Annotated in this window: 16 protein-coding genes; 3 read left to right on the plus strand and 13 right to left on the minus strand. The window is 64.3% G+C overall.

Annotated features, from left to right (window positions below; genetic code table 11):
- Positions 1–95 precede the first annotated feature (95 nt).
- From AT302_RS25865 to mprF, 3 genes are all read right to left on the minus strand, one after another.
- Positions 96–1403: a solute carrier family 23 protein gene (locus tag AT302_RS25865; RefSeq protein ID WP_058376442.1), complete on the minus strand. Its 1308-nt coding sequence runs from the start codon at positions 1401–1403 to the stop codon at positions 96–98.
- Positions 1404–1640: 237 nt separating this feature from the next.
- Entirely contained in the window at positions 1641–3422 is a 1782-nt protein-coding gene (locus AT302_RS25870; RefSeq protein WP_167365822.1) for a virulence factor family protein, read from the minus strand.
- A gap of 17 nt (positions 3423–3439) precedes the next feature.
- Positions 3440–6127: a bifunctional lysylphosphatidylglycerol flippase/synthetase MprF gene (gene mprF / locus AT302_RS25875; protein WP_084656476.1), complete on the minus strand. Its 2688-nt coding sequence runs from the start codon at positions 6125–6127 to the stop codon at positions 3440–3442.
- 614 nt (positions 6128–6741) lie between these two features.
- Here mprF and AT302_RS25880 point away from each other — a divergent pair.
- On the plus strand, positions 6742–8028 hold the full coding sequence (locus tag AT302_RS25880; protein WP_058376443.1) for a serine hydrolase domain-containing protein: 1287 nt from the start codon (positions 6742–6744) through the stop codon (positions 8026–8028).
- On the opposite strand, the gene AT302_RS25885 is transcribed toward AT302_RS25880, so the two are convergent.
- Both AT302_RS25885 and AT302_RS25890 read right to left on the minus strand, forming a co-directional pair.
- Complete coding sequence (locus tag AT302_RS25885) at positions 8000–8392, minus strand: GIY-YIG nuclease family protein (RefSeq protein WP_084656478.1); 393 nt, start codon at positions 8390–8392, stop codon at positions 8000–8002. The genes AT302_RS25880 and AT302_RS25885 overlap by 29 nt on opposite strands.
- A complete protein-coding gene (locus AT302_RS25890; RefSeq protein WP_058376444.1) occupies positions 8389–9201 on the minus strand; it encodes a helix-turn-helix domain-containing protein in 813 nt (270 codons plus the stop codon). The genes AT302_RS25885 and AT302_RS25890 overlap by 4 nt, the downstream gene beginning before the upstream one ends.
- 144 nt (positions 9202–9345) lie before the next feature.
- Here AT302_RS25890 and AT302_RS25895 point away from each other — a divergent pair, with 144 nt between their 5' ends.
- Together AT302_RS25895 and AT302_RS28300 are read left to right on the plus strand one after the other, a co-directional pair.
- A complete protein-coding gene (locus AT302_RS25895; RefSeq protein ID WP_058376445.1) occupies positions 9346–10812 on the plus strand; it encodes an SLC13 family permease in 1467 nt (488 codons plus the stop codon).
- A gap of 118 nt (positions 10813–10930) precedes the next feature.
- The gene (locus AT302_RS28300; protein WP_064675009.1) at positions 10931–12151 is read left to right on the plus strand and encodes a methyl-accepting chemotaxis protein; all 1221 of its coding nucleotides are present in this window, start codon (positions 10931–10933) and stop codon (positions 12149–12151) included.
- Here AT302_RS28300 and AT302_RS25905 read toward each other — a convergent pair.
- The 8 genes from AT302_RS25905 to AT302_RS25940 form a co-directional block, all read right to left on the minus strand.
- Positions 12119–12562 carry a hypothetical protein gene (locus AT302_RS25905; RefSeq protein ID WP_058376446.1) on the minus strand — a complete coding sequence of 148 codons (444 nt, stop codon included), beginning with the start codon at positions 12560–12562 and terminating at the stop codon, positions 12119–12121. The two genes, AT302_RS28300 and AT302_RS25905, sit on opposite strands and share 33 nt — an antisense overlap.
- A gap of 4 nt (positions 12563–12566) precedes the next feature.
- On the minus strand, positions 12567–13205 hold the full coding sequence (locus AT302_RS25910; RefSeq protein ID WP_058376447.1) for a hypothetical protein: 639 nt from the start codon (positions 13203–13205) through the stop codon (positions 12567–12569).
- A gap of 65 nt (positions 13206–13270) precedes the next feature.
- Positions 13271–14770, minus strand: a complete 1500-nt coding sequence (gene sctE / locus AT302_RS25915; protein ID WP_058376448.1) for a type III secretion system translocon subunit SctE — start codon at positions 14768–14770, stop codon at positions 13271–13273.
- Positions 14767–15282, minus strand: coding sequence for a tetratricopeptide repeat protein (locus AT302_RS25920; RefSeq protein ID WP_058376449.1), 516 nt, complete (start codon positions 15280–15282; stop codon positions 14767–14769). Before AT302_RS25920 ends, sctE begins: the two co-directional genes overlap by 4 nt.
- Positions 15279–15893 (minus strand): hypothetical protein, encoded by a 615-nt coding sequence (locus AT302_RS25925; RefSeq protein ID WP_058376450.1) that lies wholly within the window; start codon positions 15891–15893, stop codon positions 15279–15281. The genes AT302_RS25920 and AT302_RS25925 overlap by 4 nt, the downstream gene beginning before the upstream one ends.
- A 30-nt stretch (positions 15894–15923) precedes the next feature.
- A complete protein-coding gene (locus tag AT302_RS25930; protein WP_058376451.1) occupies positions 15924–16466 on the minus strand; it encodes a hypothetical protein in 543 nt (180 codons plus the stop codon).
- 14 nt (positions 16467–16480) lie between these two features.
- The gene (locus tag AT302_RS25935) at positions 16481–16888 is read right to left on the minus strand and encodes a hypothetical protein (protein WP_058376452.1); all 408 of its coding nucleotides are present in this window, start codon (positions 16886–16888) and stop codon (positions 16481–16483) included.
- A gap of 187 nt (positions 16889–17075) precedes the next feature.
- On the minus strand, positions 17076–20717 hold the full coding sequence (locus AT302_RS25940; RefSeq protein WP_058376453.1) for a hydantoinase B/oxoprolinase family protein: 3642 nt from the start codon (positions 20715–20717) through the stop codon (positions 17076–17078).
- Positions 20718–20810 lie beyond the last annotated feature (93 nt).

Here is a 20810-nt window from a genome sequence, read left to right on the forward strand (position 1 = left end):
TCGTTTAATGCTCGTTTAATGCTCGCTTGATGTTCGTTTGATGCTGGTGTGACGCCGGGAGAAGGCTCGCCCGGCGCGTTTCCTGCCAAGACTGCTTACATCGCCGCCGGCGTCGAAACACCGCGTCCGCGCAGTAGAGCGTACAGGATGATGGCGCCGAACGTCGCGCAGCCGATGCCGCCCAACGAGAAGTTGCCGAACTTCAGCGTGAAGTCACCGGCACCGAGCACCAGCGTGACTGCCGCCACGATCAGGTTGCGGTTATCCGAGAAATCCACCTTGTTCTGCACCCAGATGCGCGCGCCGGCCACCGTAATCAGGCCGAACACCACGATCGACACGCCACCGAGCACCGGGCCCGGAATCGTCTGGATCACCGCGCCGAACTTCGGCGAGAAGCCCAGCACCAGCGCAATCACCGCCGCCACGGCAAACACCACCGTCGAATAGATCTTCGTGACCGCCATCACGCCGATGTTCTCGGCGTAAGTCGTCACACCGGTACCGCCTACGCTGCCCGACACGATCGTCGCCAGACCGTCGCCGAGGAAGGCGCGGCCCATGTAGCGGTCCAGATTCTGACCGGTCATGGCGCTCACGGCCTTGATGTGGCCCAGATTTTCCGCGACCAGAATGATGGCGATCGGCGCCAGCAGCACCATGGCTTCCGGCTTGAACACCGGCGCAGCAAAGTGCGGCAGGCCGAACCAGGCCGCATTGGCGACGATCGAGAAGTCGATCGGCTTGCCAAGACCCATGCCGTTGGTGAGCACCGCGTACAGCACATAGGCGAGCAGCAGGCCGACGAGAATCAGCAGACGCTGCACCATGCCGCGCGCAAACACGGCCACGAGGCCAACGCTCAGCACCGTCGCGAGCGCCATCCATGTGTCGAAGCTGGTGGCCGAGACACCCTTCACCGCCACCGGCGCGAGGTTCAGGCCGATCACGGCAACGACCGCACCGGTGACCACCGGGGGCATGAGCGCCTCGATCCAGCGGGTGCCGACCACCATGACGATCAGGCCGATGATGGCGTACAGCACACCGCACGCGATGATGCCGCCGAGCGCGACGGGAATATTCAGGTTCGGTCCGCTACCGGCGTAACCCGTCACTGAGATGACGAGGCCGATGAAGGCGAAGCTCGACCCGAGGTAGCTGGGCACGCGCCCGCCGACGAGCACGAAGAACAGCAACGTGCCGATGCCCGACATGAAGATGGCGAGGTTCGGATCGAAACCCATGAGCAACGGGGCCAGCACGGTCGAGCCGAACATGGCGACCACGTGCTGGACGCCCATGGCGATGGTCTGCGGCCACGGCAGGCGTTCGTCGGGCGCGATGACGCGTCCGGACGCCGTGTCCCGTTGCTGCCATTTGGGGAAATAACCCTCTGCCATATCGATCTTCTCCTGTGTGTCGTGCGCAAGGTGGGCCAATGAAACTGGCGGCAGTGTACGGAGCGCCAGACCGGAAGGCAAGGCGAGAAAAAGCGGTGCGGGCGGGGATACAACGGCGGGGCGAATGGCGAGCTGAGCGGCGAGCTGAGCGGCGGGGTGAGCGGGCGGCTGAGCGGGCGGCTGAGCAGCCATGCAGGCGGCGGCATCCGGAGTGCCGCCGCCTTGTGTAACGGGCGCTCAGTGCTTGCCGACGCCTTCGAGAATCAGATCGGCCAGCCGTGTGTAATTGCCGTCGAAATGGTGACCCCCGGGCATTTTGACGATCTGCACGCGCTTGGGGTCGAGGCCGGGGCAATTGCTGTCGTCCTCGTCCGCGCCGTACACGCACATGGCCAGCCCGTCGGGCAGGCGTTCGACCTCGGGGCGGATCGGCAGGCCGTTCTGGCTGGACATCACCCAGTTGGTCATGCGGAATTCGAAGTCCGCCTTCTGCCCCAGCCCCATCAGCACGAGCAGCGCCACGCGCTCCTTGCTGACCGGTGGCATGCGGTTGACCATGAACGGCAGCACATCCGCGCCTTGCGAATAACCGATGAGAATCACGCGCTTCTTGTTCCAGCGCGTCTGATAGAAGCGCACCAGCCGGTCGATATCGAGCGCGCCCGACGCGGGTGTGCGCGCCGACCAGAAGTAGCGCAGCGAGTCGATGCCGACCACCGGCAGGCCGTGCGCGGCGAGCGCCCCCGCGACGTCGCGGTCCAGCCCGGCCCAGCCGCCATCACCCGACAGCAGAATCGCGAACGCATCGGCCATGTTGGCCGCTGGCTTGCCCGTCGCGGCGACTTCGATCACCGGCAGGTCGGCCACGGCGGCAGGTGGGCGCACCGTCCCCGCTACGTGATGCGCATTGAGCCGCTTGAACGCGTTCTTGTATTGCGTGGCCCAGTCGGCCAGTACCGGCGTGTTCCCGCCCGGTGAGGCGTCCGCCCCATCGCCCTGACTGCCGAGACTGCCCGCCAGACCGCCCACGACCCAACTGGCGTTCGAGGCGCGCGCAACAAAGCCTTGGGCGAGACGATCCGAGCAACGCGGTGCACGCGCAACGGGGTTCCCCGCCGGGCCACTCATGGCCAGCCACGGTGCCCCCAATGCGGGCGCGGGCAGCAGACGCATCGGCGCGCCGCCAGCGGTGTGCGTGATGCCGCGTCCGAAATGCACGCCTTCGCCCTGACACAGCGGCTTGGCCATCGGCAGCACCGGGCAGAAATCGACCGAGAGCGCGCCGGAGAAGGTTTCGCTCTTGGCCTGCGCGAGCATCGCGTAGGCGAACGTCCCGCCGACGCCATCGCCCACGAGAATCGGCGGCGTGTAACCGGGCAGCTTTTCGTAGGCTTCGAGAAAGCGGCCGAAGTTGTCCAGATCGCCCGACGGGAAGACACACGCGCCGTCATCCTTCGTGAAATTCGCCATCAGCCGGGCGGTGTCGATGCCTGCCACGATGGCCCCGGTGTCGACGAGGGCGCGGGCCATGCGCTCGGCACGCGGCGTCCAGCCGTCGTCATCCGAGAGGAACAGCACCGTGGCGTTCGGCTCGCCCGTCGGCCGGAAGACCGGCACGTTCTCGAAGCGGCCATGCGAGATGACTTCCGTCGCCGCACCGCGCGACGCCGCAGCACCGGCCGCCGCAGCCGCAGCAGGCGCCATGACGGGCGCGGTGACGCTCGAGGCAACCGAAGGCGGCACAGCGACCGGGCCCGCCTTCGGGGCAGGCTTGAGCACGTTGCGCGCCTTCGCAGCCTGTTCCGCAGAGCGGGCAGACGCGGCGGACGCAAGATCGGCGTGTGTGACTGTCTGCGACGATTGGGGCGCTGGAGCCGATTGCGCCAGCGTCTGTGCGTTTGCCAACCCGCTCACGGTCAGTGGCAGAAACAACGCCGCGGCCAGCCACACGCCACGTCCGCCGCCGTGCTTCCCCCCTGCCGTCGCCATTGCGCGGTGTTTCCCCTGCGTTCGATCCATTCGATCTGTCCGATCCGTCATTTCGTAATCATCCCTTTCCAGCCGCCCCCGACAAGCGCCGCCACGTCGGCGAGTGTGAGCATCGGCGCGAGTCCGCCCGGCGTCATCAGATAGCGCGCCTCCCATTGCGGATCGAATTTGTCCTTGAAGCTGCGCAGCCCGCGGAAGTTGTAGAACCGTGCCCCGTGCGCAAACATCATTCGCCCGAAGCGATGCCACCGCGGCGCGAGCTGGTGCGTCACCATGCCCGACATCGGCGCCATGCCCAGCCCGAAGCGCTGATACCCCTGCGCCTTGAAGTGCAGCATCAGATTAGCGAACAGAAAGTCCATCGTGCCGGCGGGCGCATCCGGCACCTGACGCATCAGGTCGATGCTCGCCTCGATGCGCTGCACGTCCGGGCACATCAGCGTCGCAAACGCGACCAGCCGGCCTTCGCGCCGCACCAGCGCCACGGGTTGCCGTGCCACGTAGGTGTCGGTGAACGCCCCCAGCGAGAAGCCCTTTTCTCGCGTGTGCTGTCGCGCGAGCCACGCGTCGGACACCGCGCGCATCTCGGGCAGATGCGGCGGCACATCGGCGGGAGCAACGATTTCCAGCGAGAGTCCTTCGCGCTCGCCGCGCGCCACGCCATGTCGCAAATTCGCGCGGCGCGAGCCTTGCAGCCCGAACTCAGGCAGCGAAACGAACGCCTCCTCACCGAGCTTGTACGCACGCAACCCTGCATCGATATAGAGCGGCAGCGCCTGCGGACGTGTCTTGTAGAACGCCGCACGCCCGCCATGCGAGTCCGCCAGCTCGATGAAACGCCAGATCAACTCCGGCCATTCCTTCTGATCTCCCACCGGATCAGCGAGCGACACCCACGAGCGCCGATGCTTCGCATACATGATGAAAGCGTTGCCCGACGGCGAGAACAGGAAGCTCTTGTCGCCCATGAGCGCGAGACAGGCGTCGGCAGCCGGCTGCTTCTGAATCACCGCACGCGCGCGCGCCAGTTCTTCTTCACTCGCGGGCACCATCGCCCCGGCCGACTGACGCAGCAATTGCCACAGCGACAGGCCCAGACCGATGACGGCCACCACCATCAGCGCCCGCATCGAGCGTGGCGCGTCGCCATCGAACGTGAATTGCCACCAGAGTTGATTCGCGTAACCCACGCGCCGGTACGACATGAACATCAGCCACGTACACGCGCCAAGTACCGAGAGCACGGCGATGATCCAGCCCGGCTCGAACGTCTGCGTGAAGAGCGACGAGCGCCGGTCGAACTGTTTGCGCGAGACCAGCAGCAGCGTGGCCAGCACGGCCAGTACGAAGCACTCCGACAACGCGATGCCCTTCGGAATCGCGAGCACCGCCGCCACAATCGTCAGCCCGAGCGAGCCCCACCATGCGGCATCCAGCCGATGCAGCAGGCCGCGCGCAAGAAACAGCATCGACAGCCCCGCCACACTGCCCAGCAAGTGCGAGACCTCGACGAGAAACAGCGGCACGTGCTGGCGCAGAAAGTCTTCAGCGTCGCGCGTGGCGGGCGTCACGCCGGAGATCAGCAGCATGACGCCGGCCACGAGCGTGAGCGCCGCCAATACGCCGGGGAAGAGCCGCACGGCGGCACGCCCGATGGGGGCCGCCGGACTTTGCCGGAATTCGAACCACGCCAGCAGGCAGGCCGCGAGCATGAGCGGCAGCAAATAGTAGATACCGCGATAGAGCACCAGCGCCCCGGCCACCTGACTCACTGGCGCGTGCCCGTTGGTGGCGAGCAGAATCACGGCCTCGAACACGCCCACACCGCCCGGCACGTGGCTGAGCACGCCCAGCGCCATGGCGATGGCATAGAAGACCACGAACGTCGGCAGATCCACCACACCGGCGGGCAGCAGGCACCACAGCGCCGCCGCGGCCATGCCGAGATCGGCGGCCGAGATCAGCAGTTGCCGCAACGCGAGACGCAGCGGCGGCAGGGGGATATCCCAGCGGCCGAAGAGCGCGACCGTGCGCTTGCGGGCGCACAGCGCGAGGAACCAGCCGGACCCGGCAAGCAGCAACAGCGCCGCCAACTGCAACATCCATGCGGGCACCGGCACCAGCGCCGAAACGCGCGACGCGCCCCACAACATCCCCAGCGACCCGAAGACCGTCATGCCTAAACCGAACGCGCCCGCGTTGAAGGCGACGGCCTGCGCGACCTTCGACGCATCGACGCCGGCCGCCGCATACATGCGCATGCGCACGGTGCCGCCAGTCAGCACACCCAGCCCGACGGAATTCCCCAGTGCATAAGCGATGAACGACGTGAGCATGACCGTCGAGCGCTTGACGGTGGCGCCCGCGAAGCGCAGGCCGGAAATGTCGTAACCGGTGAGTGCCGCGTAGCTCGCGAGGGTTGCCAGCATGGCAAGCACGAGCCGTGTCACAGGGGTGTCGTGAATCGCGGCGATAACGTCGTCGTAGTGCACGTGACGCAGCATGTGATGCAGCGCGTCGAAGACGAAGAGCCCAAGCAGAATGACCCCGGCCGTGATCAGCCAAGGACGTGCGGCGCTCCACGGCAACTGGCGCACCCAGCGCCACCGGGCGGGCAACGCGAGCAGGGCAACGGGGTCGATATTGGGTGCGGGATCAGATGGCGGGTTGCCCGCCCCCCCGCCACCGGCAGACGCAGTAGCGCTGAGTGAGCCAAGCCCGCTTGCGGGCGGCATGCCGACAGCGTGGTCAGCGGAATCAGCAGAATCGGCGGGCCGGCTCGGGCGCGCGCGGGTGGGTTCAGTCATGTATCGGTCGATCCTTCGGCCGGTACGACGCCATCATCGAGACGCCGCCCCTAGGGCCTGTGGGCGAGTCGGAGCCAGTAGCCGATAGATTACACCGCGAAACGTGACAGGTCTTGTCGGTGTGGCGCTGACAGGCCGGCTCAGTAAGCCGCAAAGCCTTATTGGACGGGCCTTTGCGGAGGTTGTCTCGCAAGACGAGAGAGTTCTCGCCGTGCAATAGCGACTACGCGTCGGCCGCCGCGCCCGCGCGTTCGGGGCTGGGCGGCTGCGATTGCGTTTGGCTATGGGTGATTTTTGGCGATATGTGCAACTTAATGTAAAATGCGGGCCTTTTGCTAGGTATTTACACGAAGTTTTTCTAGACTTCGATCAACATTGAAGAGCGCCGCAAAGCGGCAAGTGCGCACCCCGAACCATTCCGACTCCGAAGAGAGTTGAGTTGATGTCCATCGGATCGTGCGCGGGGGGAATTAAAAATGTACGTCGTTCGGCACCGCCGGGCGGCAGGGGCACGTTTGACCACGCATGAGGCGTTGCGTTGCATGTCACGCAGCGTGTTGTGCGGCGTATCGCGTATCGGCGCGCGTTTGACGCGTGTTGCCGGTTTTGGCGATACGACCGATGTGAAACTGCGCCAGCCCTTCCGGGGTCTGGTGGCGGCCGCGCTGATTGGCGCGGTGACCCTGCTGACGGCAGTCAATGCGCTTGCGCAGAACAATTCAGCGGCGGCAACAACCGCCAGCAGTGCCAACAGTGCCTACAGTGGAGCAGGCGCTGTCGTTGCACTGCCCTCGACCGGCGGCTCGGTGCCCATTACACCGGCCGTGCCGATCGGGCAGTCGACCATCACGCAGGGCGTGGCGCAACTCAAGGAGCGCTACAACCTGTCGCACGTCTGGCTGCGCTCGGAAACCGATGGCGGCGCGCCGCTCGAAGCGGCCACGCCCGGCGACGACGCCTCGCGGATGCTGCCGGTGGCCAGCCTGTCGAAGTCGGTGACCGCTATCGGCATCGCGCTGCTCGTGCAGCAGGGCAAGCTCTCGCTCGACGCCAAGCTGGGCGAGTTGCTCGACGCCTATTCCAAAGAACACGGCAAGCCGCTCGACCCGAGCCTGCGCGACCTGAGCGTGCGGCGTCTGCTCGCGCACCGTGCCGGTCTCGCGACCAATGGCTACAACGACCCAGTCAACGGGTTGTATAGCGGGCTCGCGATTCGTCGTGTGGGCGGCAGCTCGGACTTCTTCAACTATCTCGACGCAGGCGACGCAGGTCACTCGACGGGGAAAACCGACTTCGTCTACTCGAACGTCTCGTACCTGCTGCTGGGGATGGTGATCGAAGCCGTGTCGGGCACCGACTACAAGGACTTCTGCGAGAAGAACATCTTCGGCCCGCTCGGCATCGCCGACGCGACCCTGCCCGAAAGCTGGCGACTGCTGGCGCCGTTCGCGGGCTGGCAGATGTCGACCTCGGCACTGCTCAAGGTCTGGCGCGTGTTCGACATTCGCCGTCCGAGTCTGCTCACCGAGAAGACGCTGCGCGCGATGCTGCTCGACAAGCAGGCCGGGCCGATCAATCCGGATCGCGACATCTTCTACACGCTGGGCGTGTTTCTCGTGCCGGGTTCGGGGGATCGCAGCTACCGGATCAGTCACGACGGCATCGCCGACTTCTTCCGCACGCAGTCGACCTACTACACGGTGGTCGAAAAGACGGTGCCGGGAGATAGCTGGGCGCTGGTGGTCTCGCCGATTCCGCCGCGCGGTCAATTCGGCGCGATTCAGCGCGACGTGCGCAAGATCATTCGACAGGCGCGTCTGGTGCCGTGACTTTGCGGCGGCGTGAAGGTGATTTGGGACTGCCGATCACCTCACCCGCCGACGACTTCACCGCCGGCACCGCGTCACTCACACCGAAATCCACGGCGAGTGTGCCCGCAATCAACGCGCGCTTTTGCGGCGCACTCAACTGCTTCACCCGATACTCGGCGCGCGACGCTGCGGAGCGGTCCGCAAACGTCATCGACAACAAGATGCCCGACGGCGGATGTGCCCGTGTGAAGCGCGCTCCTTTGCCCGCCACGTGTGCAGCGTAGCGCGCCTGAACATCGACCGTGATACCGGTGTAGATGCGCCCGCCCGCGCATTCGAGCAAATAGAGAAACCACGGTTTGCCGGGAAGCGCGCCGGTCATGCCTTCGTCTTCCCTTCACGCGTGAATTCGCGCGGCGACACGCCCAGCGCACGCCGGAACATCGCCGAGAACGCAGCAGGGTTCGCATAACCCAGACGTGCCGCAACACTTGCCACCGGCACGCCGCGCGCAATCCAGTCGACGGCGCGTGCGAGTCGCACCTGTTGGCGCCACGTGCCGAAACTCGTCCCCAGTTCCGTGCTGAACAGGCGCGCGAGCGTGCGCTCCGACGCCCCCACTTCCGATGCCCACTGCGCCAGCGACCGATCGTCGTCGGGCTGTTCCATCAACGCGTCGCACAGCAGCCGCAAGCGCCGGTCGGTCGGCATCTGCAAATCGAGCGAGACAGGCGGCGCGGCACGCAACTCCTCCAGCAACAACGACGTGATCAACCCATGGCGGCGATCCGTCACCGGCATATCGCCTGCCAGCGACGCCGCCAGATCGCGCATCAGCGGCGACGCTTCGATCACCACGCACCGGTCGGCCGGTAGCGGCGACGCCTCAGGCCATAGATACAGCGCATAGAACTCGGCCACGCCCAGTGCCGCCACTTCATGCAGCATTTCCGCGGGCACCCACGCCGCGCGAAAGATCGGGGCGATCAGACTCGTGTTGCCTGCGTTGATGCGCAGTCCGCCACGCAGCGGGAAGATCAGTTGCCCCCACGGGTGACGATGCGATTCGATGAGCGCGTCGGCGGGCGGCGTGCGCAGATGCGCGATGACCGGCACGTCGGCGCTCGGCGCGGTGCGCGGCATCGGGAAGAAGTTCGGGCGCGCCGCGGAGGCGCGCGGGGGGCGTGGCATATTTGCGTTGGTATTTGTCCGGATCGGGGTGTCGTAGCCCCCGATGAGTCGCTAGGATACGACATGCCCGCGCCGACGCAAGCCACTGCGCCATCGCGGGCGGCAATACCGACTTTCTGGCCCATCATCACAACGACAAGCGCCATGACCCATGCTTCGCCGCAACACTCGCCCGCCACCCCGCCCCCTCCTGCGGAAACCCTCCGACGCGAGCGCCTGAAAGCGCAGGTGCGCGCCCTCTCCGGCTACGGCGTCTATATCGTTTTGGCGCTCGCGCTGTGGGCCGCCAGCCACGGCAGTACCACGCTAGGCCTGACCCCGACCGCTGCGCAGGCGGCCGTGCTCGTGCTGTTCACCATTGGCGCGTGGGCATTCGGGCTGTTCCCCGAGCCGATCACCACGCTGACGTTCTTTCTGCTGGCCGTATTGCTGCACGTCGCGAAGCCCGAAGTCATCTTCGCGGGCTTCCACTCGGCAGCGTGGTGGCTCGTGTTCGGCGGTGCCGTCACCGGCATTGCCGTGCGCACGACTGGCCTCGGCACGAAACTGGCCGCGACGCTCTTCGCGCTTAAGCGCCCGACGTACCCGCGCTATGTCGCGTCCGTGATGGTGGCGTGCGTGGGCCTCGCGTTCGTGATGCCCTCCACGACGGGCCGCATCCTGCTGCTCATCCCCATCGTGCTGGCGCTCGCCGATCGCATCGGACTCACGGAGGGACGACGCGGCCGTACAGGGCTCGTCATGACCGTCGCCGCCGCCAGCTATATGCCGCCCACGACGATCCTGCCCGCTAACATTCCCAACAGCGTGTTGATGGGCGCGGCCGACTCGTTCTACGGTGTGAAGCTGCACTACGCGCCGTATCTCTTGCTGCACTTCCCGGTACTTGGCGCGCTCAAGGCCGTGATTCTGGTGTGGGCGATCTGCCGCCTGTTTCCCGACAACGGCCCGCTCGAGAACACGAAGGACACCGCCGCGCCGCCGCTGTCGACCGACGCACGGCGCTTGTCGATCTTGCTGGCGCTGGCGCTCGCCGGCTTCGCCACCGACGCATGGCATGGCATTTCGCCCGCGTGGATCTCCATCGCGGCGGCCATCATCTGCCTGCTGCCTGCCATTCACATCGTCACACCGAAGACCTTCACCGAGCAGATGCACATCACGCCGCTGATCTACGTGGCGGGCTTTCTCGGTATGGGCGCGGTGGTGGCAGACACCGGTCTCGGGGAAAAGCTTGCTCGGTTATGTCTCGACGCCGTTGGCATGGTGCCGGGCACACCGGTCATCAATGCCGCGTGGTTGATCGCCATCGGTGCGGCCATCGGCCTCGTGGCCACGCTGCCGGGACTGCCTGCGGTGCTCACGCCGCTCGCCGGACAACTCTCCACGGCCAGTGGCCTGCCGCTCTACACCGTGCTGATGTTGCAGGTGCCGGTGTTCTCCACCGCACTGCTGCCGTACCAGAGCCCACCGATGATGATCGCCATGCATCTCGGCGGCGCCACCATGCGCGACGGCACGCGGCTGACCGTGGTCATGACCGTCATCACCCTGGTGCTGCTGTTCCCGCTCGATTACCTCTGGTGGCGCGTGCTCGGCATGCTGCCCTAAATAGTCGTGACTCCTGAATATCCATGACGTGCGAAGGGCTGCGTTGGCACGAGGCTTGCATGACATCTCATGTAGTCCGTGTGACACCACAACGCAGCGCACGTTTGGGAGATCGTTCATGGCAGCACCGGAGAGAATCGTCGAGTTGGCCCACAGCGTTAAAAACATCGCCGACGACAAGATCGCAACCATCGCCCACATCACCCGGGAGACCAAGTACCTCGCGCTCAACGCGCTCATCGAAGCCGCACGCGCGGGTGACGCAGGACGGGGGTTTGCCGTTGTCGCCAACGAAGTGAAGCATGTCTCGGAGCGCATCACGACGATTGCCGGGGATCTGACAACGGAGCTGGCCGGCTCGCTCACCGAGTTATCGGCGCTGGGCGACAGCATGATCGGTCAACTGGAACAGCATCGCGGGCAGCGTCTGGCCGACCTGGCGCATCACATGATCGAGATCATCGACCGCAACCTCTATGAGCGCTCATGCGACGTACGTTGGTGGGCCACCGACGCGGCCCTCGTCGATGTCCTCAGCGAGCCATCGCCCGAAGCCGCGCGCCACGCGTGCCGGCGTCTCGGCGTGATTCTCGACAGCTACACGGTGTATCTCGATCTCTGGGTGGCGGATGCCGAGGGACGCATCGTCGCCAACGGCCGCCCCGATCGCTATCCCGGCGTGATCGGCTCTGATGCCTCACGGCACCCTTGGTTTCTCAAAGCGATGAACACACCGAGCGGTGCCGACTATGCCGCGTTCGACGTTCGCCGCGCAAAGCTCCTGCACAACGCCGAAGTCGCGACCTATGCGACGGCGATTCGAGAGGAAGGTGAAACGCATGGCGCGCCGCTCGGCGCGTTGGGGATCTTCTTCGATTGGGCACCGCAGGCGAAGGCCGTCGTGCAGGGGGTGCCGTTGCTACCCGACGAACGCACGCGTACACGCTGTCTGCTGCTCGACGCGGAACATCGCGTGCTGGCGTCGAGCGATGGCGAGGGGATATTGCTGGAGCGGTTCAGTCTGCGCCGGCCGCGCGAGGGTGTGTCGGCGTCGACCGGCTTCTACCATGCGGGGGATGCGGGAGATGCGGGCAATGCTGGCGACGATGGCCTTGTCGGCTACGCGCTCACGCCCGGCTACGAGACTTATGAGGGATTGGGATGGTACGGCGTGGTGCAGCAATGGGACGATGACGCTGCATTGCGGGACATGCGCACCAAAGCGGTGCTGTCAGCAACGCCGACGCCAGCATCGCCCACGCACGAGATGTCGAACGCTGTCGCCACCGCGGCAGCGATCGAAACTTCAGCGCAGGCCCAGCGCTGGCTCGCCGCCTGATCGGCAAAACACCAGCCAGCGGTCGCCGTCTTCCTCACGCCAGAACGCGCCTTCGCGTTCCAAGACGGCGGCGAGCCGCTGGCGGGTATCGCGCCGATGTGCGTCACTCACCCCGGGCAGGATCATGCCGCGCACGTAGGTCACGTGTGGCACCGTGCGCAGCAACATCCGGATCAGTCGACAGAAGCGGCGCACGACGACTTCGCTGGCGGTGGCCTCGGGCCCGAGCCTGAAGTCGGTGACCGTCAGCACGGTCCCGGCGGCCACCTTATCCAATCGATGACAGAGCGACAGCACACCATCGTCGACACGGTGTCCCACCTCGATGCGCGTGTGTTCGCAAACTTCGACTTTCGCGGTGAAACGGTGGGTCCGGAAGAATGCTGCGACGGCGCGCTCGCAAGTTCTCATTGGGTTACCGAATGGACTCGTACATTTTGACGACCTGCTGACCCCACATACTGAGCATCGCCTGAGACTTCTCGCGAATGTCTGCACTGCTCGCCTCGATACGCTGGCGCAACCGGTCATTGGTGCGGCGGGTCTCGTCGGTCAGCGAGGTCTCGAACTCGCCGAGCACATCGTTATCGCGCCCGGCAAACGATTCGTTGTTGGCTTTGAAATCGATGCCGTGCTTGATCGTCGTGCCCATGCCGTTCGTGATATCGCTGCCGATGCGGGCAATATCCCCCATGCCCTTGAATCCGGCCACCGCACCACCGGCGCCTCCCACCAGAGAAAAGAGACCGGCACCGAGACCGCCGCCCGCCGACGACATCCCCGAGCGGTAGTGTTTTTTGTTGGCGTTGTATTTCTCTTGCCGTGCCGTTTGTGCCCGCTCGAACACGATCACGTCATGGCGCGTGCGGAAAGACTGATCGACGTTGCGCTCTTCCGTGCGCATCGTGACGAAGAGCTTGTGCAGCATGCGCAGCAACGCAAGGCCATCCGGTTTGTCTCTGAGGGCCGAGGGTACCGGCAAGCGCTCGCCATCGATCACCGTATCGTGCTGAGCGGAGGCTGCCGGCGAAATCGAGGAGGTGCGAAGTGTCATATCAAACTCCGTCATAAGAATGGCGTGGCATCTGCCACGCCGGATGATTCAAAAGTGACGAGAACTCACGCCATGGAAGCGGCGATGCGAATTCGCGTTGCACCCGTTTGCTGCACCATCTCGCTGGCGGAGGTGGCCACGTCGGCCTGTTGCTCAATGAGCGTCGCCATGCGCTTTGCATTGCGCTTCTTGTCATCGCCCGTCATGTCCATGAGCGTTTGCAGCCACATCATGTCCACGCCAAGATTTCTCGCCTCGAAATTCAGCTTCGCGCGCTGCATGCCGATCACGTTCTGACCAACGGCGTTGGCGCCGACCAGCGTGCTGCGCACCGCGCCCGAGAGCGACCACGAACCGCGCAGCGCCGCTCTCCCCGCTTCCAGACGCAATTGCGAACCGAACGAGTTGCCCAGACTTTTCGCCGTGACGGCCTTGCCCTTCGCGACCTGCTTGGTCGCCGCCTTGACGACTTTCTTGAACGCGCGCTCGACCATCTGCTCGGTCATCTGCTGCGCAAATGTCTCCGCCATCCGGTTGAAGCCCGCCTTGGCCAGTGCGCGCGAAGTGCGCGTACCGCTTTGCAACAGCGACTTTCCCACGCGCTTACCGATCTGGTCACCGATCACAAAACTGACCTCAGACGACACTCGCTTCTTGATCGTATCGATCGCCGCTTTATCTCCCGCCTTAACCGCCTGTTCCAGTGACTCACCGGCGGCGCCCTTGAACACGCGGCCCGCTGTCTTTGTCACTGTGCGTGCGGCGAGCACCCCTTTGAGCGATGTGCCGAAGCCCACCACCGCGCCGATAATCTGAAACGCCATCTGCGCTTTGCCCCACTTCTCTGCCTGCTGCTCGTGGTATCCCGCGTTCTTCGGATCGACCAATGCCATCGTCTTGTGGAACGCCGCGCCGAGGCCAGCAATGCCCGCGCCCAGATCGGCAACACCGCCTGCGATCAGCAACGGGTTCATCGTCAAAACGCCGGTCACCACTTTCACGGCACCGACGACCGTCTCTACCGCCGCCACGATCCAGTCGAACACCGCGCCGAAGACGCCGCCCTTGCGAGCCTTGTTAGCGTCTTCGGTGGCCTTGTCCATCTGCTCGCGAAACTTCTGAATATCTTCTTGCCGCAATTTGTCCTGACGCTCGGCGAGCAGTTCGAGCGCGCGTTGCGTCGACTTCGCCGTATCGCCCAGCGCTTCCATCGTGATCATCGAGGCCATCATGGCCATGGTCGATGGATCGAGTTCCTCCAGCGACGCGAGGTCTTGTGCGCCGTGATGGCCCGGCGGACGGAGGGCGTCCAAAGCGAGACCGCTGCTGATCGAGAAGAGCTTTTGCAACAGCCGGGCAAACGCGCCATCGGCCTCTTTCGCATCGGCGTCGCCCGGCATGTCAGGCGCGAAGTCATCCGACGTGAGCCAGTTGTCGCTCTCGCGGCGCTTGCGCACCGCATCGGCCTGCGCGCTGGCGGACGCGGCATTGGAGGCAGGCGCGTCGTGAACATCCAACGCCCGCGACGGGCCAAAACCGGCCCCTACCGAATAAATCGGAATCATGTTGTCTCCTGTCGTGGGGGATTTTCAAGGCACTCGCATCTCGCTCTTGCCGAACGGGCGAGCGTTGCGTGCTGCGGTTCGGCAGCACACAGCCGAAGCGTGGCGCGATAGGCCTTCACGGCGAATGCCCGATTGCCGGTGCGCTCGTAACTGAGCCCGGCGAGATAAGGGGCGCGAGGGTCCGACACGCGGATCACCCCGGCCTTCGCAAAACACGGCAACGCCTGCTCGTGCTGGCCTAAGCGCTGGTAACAAAGCCCCAGTCCGAACCAGTCATCGAACGACCATTGATCCAGCGTGGTGAGCACGAAGTACACCCGCTGGGCGGCTGCGATTTTTCCTTCCGTGAATCGCTGACATGCATGGGCACGCACGCGGGCGAGATCGGCCTCATCAAGATCGGCGAGCATTCGCAACGCGCCGCCACTCTCGAAAAACCTCGCGAAGATGGCTTCGGCGTCCTCTGCCGGAGGCACCTGCCGCGACGCCGCCTCGGGCGCGATACCGCTCACGTGCGCAACGATCCGTTGATCTGATTGAGCTGCGAACCCTGCGAGCTGATGATCGTGTTCACCAGCGTCGATGCACCGTTGTATTGCTGAAGCGTCTTGTTGATTTCGATCTGATCGACGGTACGGCTGTCGGAGGCCTGCTCGCCGAAACCTTCGGCTGCCGCCTTCAGTGCGCGCAAATGTGCGGCGTTGTAATTACCGTTGCCACCGGATGGCGTCTTATCGTTCGCACCTCGCCCCTCCCATTGGCGCATCGTTTTCTTCGTACCGTCATCCCCGGTCGTGATTTCAATGTTGTATTTATCGAAGAAGCTTCGGATGCCTGCACCGACCTCCACCTTCTTCGCGTTATCCGAGCCGACATCGTTGATCAATTTCTCGATCTGATTGGCCGCTTCGCGTGCCTCGCGTCCTTGCGCCTGACGCTTTTTCATTTCCTGAATCTTGTAGTTCGCGTCTTCGGCACCGGCTTCCATCATCATCGTGCCGTACTGCGCCAGCAGACCGTGAAAGTCGAGTTTCACCTTTTCGCCCGCGCCTTCGTAACCGCGCAAGTCGCGCTTGATTTTTGACTCGGAGATGAAGCTCGGGTTTGAGACAGACGTAGCCATTGATTGATTTCCTTCAGTAAGAGATGAACTTCAGATGTTTTGCGTGATTGACTTCAACGTCTCGCGCAGACGTGTTTGTGTCCCGTTGGCCAGCGATAGCGTGGTCTCGTAGAACATGAGCAACCGCTTGACCTCGACTTGATCCTGCGTTGCGGAGCCACCGGCGAACGACACCGCTTCGAGGTCCGCTTTCAAACGTCGCAGCGATGGCGCATCGAACCGCGCCGACGCCGCTTCGGCGGAGATCAGTTCGTGCCGGGTGGCAAATTCACGCAGCGCTGGCGGCAACGTTTGTGTTTGTGTGGCGCTCGCCAGCAAGCTGTCGCAGACCTTGACGTAATCATGCGCGCTGCGTGCCGCGTCGAGTCTTGCGATCAACAGCGGCAACGCCGACGTCGAGTGCGCGTGCACTTCGATCAACTGGTCTCGTGCCCGCAGAATTACGGCCTTCAGCAAGTTGCCGTCGGCAACATCAATCTGCGTGTCTGCGCTTTCATACGCCGAGATTTTTGACATCACGGCAAGCCCGTCCTCAAGACGCGTGCCGGACACACCGGGGATGGCGTTCCACATCGTTGCCTCCCGGTTCAGGCGCGCGGCGCAGACGGCACGCGCTTCGCCGGCTGACGCACAGGTTGCTCGGATTGCTCGGTCAGAGATTTGGGCGCGTCTGCCTTAAATTTCGCGACGGCGTGCGCCAGCGCGCCGCTCATGCGTTGGATCTCACGCTCGTCACGTTGAAATGTCTCGCTCGCGACCAGCGCGGAGAGTCGCTGGAGTTTCTCGCGGGATTCGGGGGTGCGGGAGGCTTCGAGACGAGCGACTTCATCGAGCATCGTCTGATATTCCTGCATATGACGATGTAGCTTGCGACCCGCCAGTTGCATCTCGGCGCAGGCACGCTCGTACTGGCGAATGACATCGTCCTGCGACGCCGAGTCACACTCGACAGACGAGAGCGATGGCACTTGGGGGACCTGCGATGACTCGGACATTGACGTGCCTCCGTACGTAGATTGGTGCTGTTAGAAACAACACGTGCATCGTACGGAGGCGTCACTGACGTGACTTCTCAAACTGCGACTTTGCTTCCGGGAAGCGGATAGGCTTCAGTGCTTTCCCATGTCACGCGTGGCATGTTCACCGCATTGCACGGTGATGACCCTCGCGCAAACCACGCGATCAACGCACACCGAACCCGCCGCCGCCCGGCGTTTCCACCACGAAGATGTCACCCGGTTGCATCTGCGTGCGGCCGATGTGGCCCAGCGCTTCTCGCGTGCCATCTGAACGTTCCACGTAATTTGCGCCCAGCGCGCCGACCTCACCGCCCTGCGCACCGAACGGCGCGTGCACGCGATTGTTCGACAGGATCGATGCCGTCATCTGCGTAAGGAAGCGAATGCGCCGCACGGCACCGTTGCCGCCGTGCCAGCGCCCTGTACCTCCCGAACCTGCGCGAATACGGTGGCTTTCCAGTCGCACCGGATAGCGCCACTCCAACACTTCTGGGTCCGTCAGTCGCGAGTTCGTCATGTGGGTCTGCACGGCGTCCGAACCGTTGAAGCCCTCGCCTGCACCGCTGCCACCGGCGATGGTCTCGTAGTACTGATACGTCTCGTTGCCGAAGGTGAAGTTGTTCATCGTGCCCTGACTCGATGCGACACGGCCCAGCGCGCCGTACAACGCATTGGTGATGGCCGACGACGTTTCCACATTCCCGGACACCACCGCCGCCGGGTACGCCGGATTCAACATCGAGCCACGCGGCACGATCACCGTGAGTGGTTTCAGGCAACCGGCATTGAGCGGAATGTCGTCGTCGACCAGCGTACGGAACACGTACAGCACCGCTGCCATGCACACCGCGCGCGGCGCATTGAAGTTGTTGGGCAACTGATCCGACGTGCCCGTGAAGTCGATGGTCGCGCTGTGCGTCGCCGCATCGACACGAATCGTCACGTCGATTACCGCGCCGTTGTCGAGCGGATAACGATAGTGCCCGTCTGCCAACGCGCCGATCACGCGACGCACAGCCGCTTCGGCGTTGTCCTGCACGTGCCCCATATAGGCCAGCACCACGTCGCGGCCGAACTCGTTGACCATGCGGCGCAGTTCGTCCACACCCTTCTGGTTGGCTGCGACCTGCGCGCGCAGGTCCGCCATGTTCTGATCGATGTTGCGCGCCGGGTAACGTGCGCCGGCGAGCAGCCCACGCGTCTCACGATCGCGCAGCACGCCGGCAGCGACGAGTTGCCAGTTGTCGATCAGCACGCCCTCTTCTTCGACGTGCGTCGAGTCCGGCGGCATCGACCCGGGCGTAATACCACCGATATCGGCATGGTGACCGCGCGAACCCACGTAGAACAGCGGTTCACTTTCGCCCGCCATGAACACCGGCGTGATCACGGTGACGTCCGGTAAGTGCGTGCCACCGTGATACGGGTCGTTGAGCATGAAGACGTCGCCATCGCGCATCGCACCGCGATTGCGCTCGATCACCGTACGGATGCTCTCGCCCATCGACCCCAGATGCACGGGCATGTGCGGCGCGTTAGCGATCAAATTGCCTTCCCGGTCGAACAGCGCGCACGAGAAGTCGAGACGTTCCTTGATGTTTACCGAGTACGCCGTGTTTTGCAGCCGCAGCCCCATCTGCTCGGCGATCGACATGAACAGGTTGTTGAAGATTTCCAGACGCACCGGGTCGGCCTGCGTGCCCAGACCGCGTTGCGATTCACGCGGTACTACGCGCGTCAGAATCAAATTGCCTTGCGCGCTCATCTGCGCCTGCCATCCCGGCTCCACCACCGTCGTGCCGCTCTTCTCGGCGACGATGGCCGGGCCATCGATGGTGTCTCCAGCGAGCAGCGTATCGCGTGCGAACAGCGCGGCTTCACACCATGCACCGCTCGCATAGAGCTTCACCTGATCAATCGGCCGCGGTGCACCGGCAGTGCGTGCGGCCAGCGGCGTGATATCGACGGGCGCGTCCGAGTGACCGATCGCTTCGACCGACGCCACTTCGACAATCAATGCTGCGCCATCCATCAGGAACGAATAGCGCTGGCGATACGCCGCCTCGAAGGCTGCGCGCATTTGATCCACATCACCGAACGGCACGGCGATGGCCGAATCCGTGCCCGCATAGCGAACGTGCACACGGCGCACGGTTTCGATGCGCGACGGCGGCACACCTTGCGCGAGCAGACTGTTGGCCGCTTCGTCGGCGAGCGCACCGAGCGCGTCTTCCAGTGCTTGCGATCCGTCCACGGCAAGCGGCGCTTCGATCATGCGCTCGCGCATCGCCGTCTGATCGGCGAGACCCATGCCATACGCCGACAGCACGCCAGCCAGCGGATGCGCAAACACCTGCGTCATGCCGAGGGCATCGGCCACACCGCATGCATGTTGACCACCCGCGCCACCGAACGTCGTCAGCACATAGCGGCTCACGTCATGACCGCGCTGCACGGAGATTTTCTTGATCGCGTTGGCCATGCTGCCAATCGCGATTTCGAGGAAGCCTTCGGCGAGCGCTTCCGGCGTCTGGCTGCGGCCGGTGGCGCGCTCGATTTCCTTCGCCAACGCAGTGAACTTCTCGACCACAACCTCACGGTCAAGCGCTTCATTCGCGTGAGGACCGAATACCTTCGGGAAGTGGGCAGGCTGAATTTTGCCCAGCATGACGTTGCAGTCGGTCACCGTCAGCGGTCCGCCGCGACGGTACGCTGCCGGCCCGGGATTCGCACCCGCCGAGTCGGGCCCCACGCGCAGACGCGTGCCGTCGAACGACAGCACCGAGCCGCCGCCGGCCGCCACCGTGTGAATACTCATCATCGGCGCGCGCATGCGCACGCCGGCCACTTGCGTCTCGAACACGCGCTCGAACTCGCCGTTGTAATGCGAGACGTCGGTGGACGTGCCGCCCATATCGAAGCCGATCACGCGATCAAAGCCTGCCGCGCTCGACGCACGCACCATGCCGACAATGCCACCCGCTGGGCCGGACAGGATGGCGTCCTTGCCTTGGAAATTGTCGGCACGCGTCAGTCCGCCGCTGCTCTGCATGAATTGCAGATTCACGCCCGGCATCTCCTGCGCGACCTGCTCGACGTAGCGGCGCAGAATTGGCGAGAGATACGCATCGACCACCGTCGTATCACCGCGCGACACCAGCTTCATCAGCGGCGACACTTCGTGCGACACCGACACTTGCGTGAAACCCAGTTCGCGAGCGAGCGCCGCCAGTGCTTTCTCATGTGCCTGAAAGCGATAGCCGTGCATCAACACGATGGCCAGCGCCCGCACGCCCTTCGCATACACGGCTTCGAGCGCGATACGTGCCGCCGCGAGATCGAGCTCGCGCACGACTTCACCCTGCGCGCCGACGCGCTCATCGACTTCCACCACTTCCGCATACAACGCTTCGGGCAGCGCGATATCCAGATCGAACAAACGCGGGCGATTTTGATAGGCGATGCGCAACGCGTCGCGAAAGCCCTGCGTCGTCACCAGCGCCAGCGCTTCGCCTTTGCGTTCGAGCAGTGCGTTGGTGGCAACGGTGGTGCCCATCTTCACCATCTCGACTTGTGCGGGTGTGATGGGCTCACCGGTCGACAGACCCAGCAGGTGACGGATACCGGCAACGGCGGCATCGCGATATTGCTCCGGGTTTTCCGACAGCAGCTTGTGCGTCACGAGCGTGCCGTCGGGACGACGCGCCACGATATCGGTGAAGGTGCCGCCACGATCGATCCAGAACTGCCAGCGCGGGTCGGTGGCGATGTTGTGTTGGGTAGCAGGCGTGAGAGCGTTCGTCATGGGGTCACTCGCAAAGCAATGGTCAAACGGGAAAGACCGATTTCACAATTTCACAGCGCGCACGTCTCCCATGCAGGCCCGCATGGCCATCGC

It is taken from the genome of Pandoraea norimbergensis, assembly GCF_001465545.3.
Taxonomy (GTDB): domain Bacteria; phylum Pseudomonadota; class Gammaproteobacteria; order Burkholderiales; family Burkholderiaceae; genus Pandoraea; species Pandoraea norimbergensis.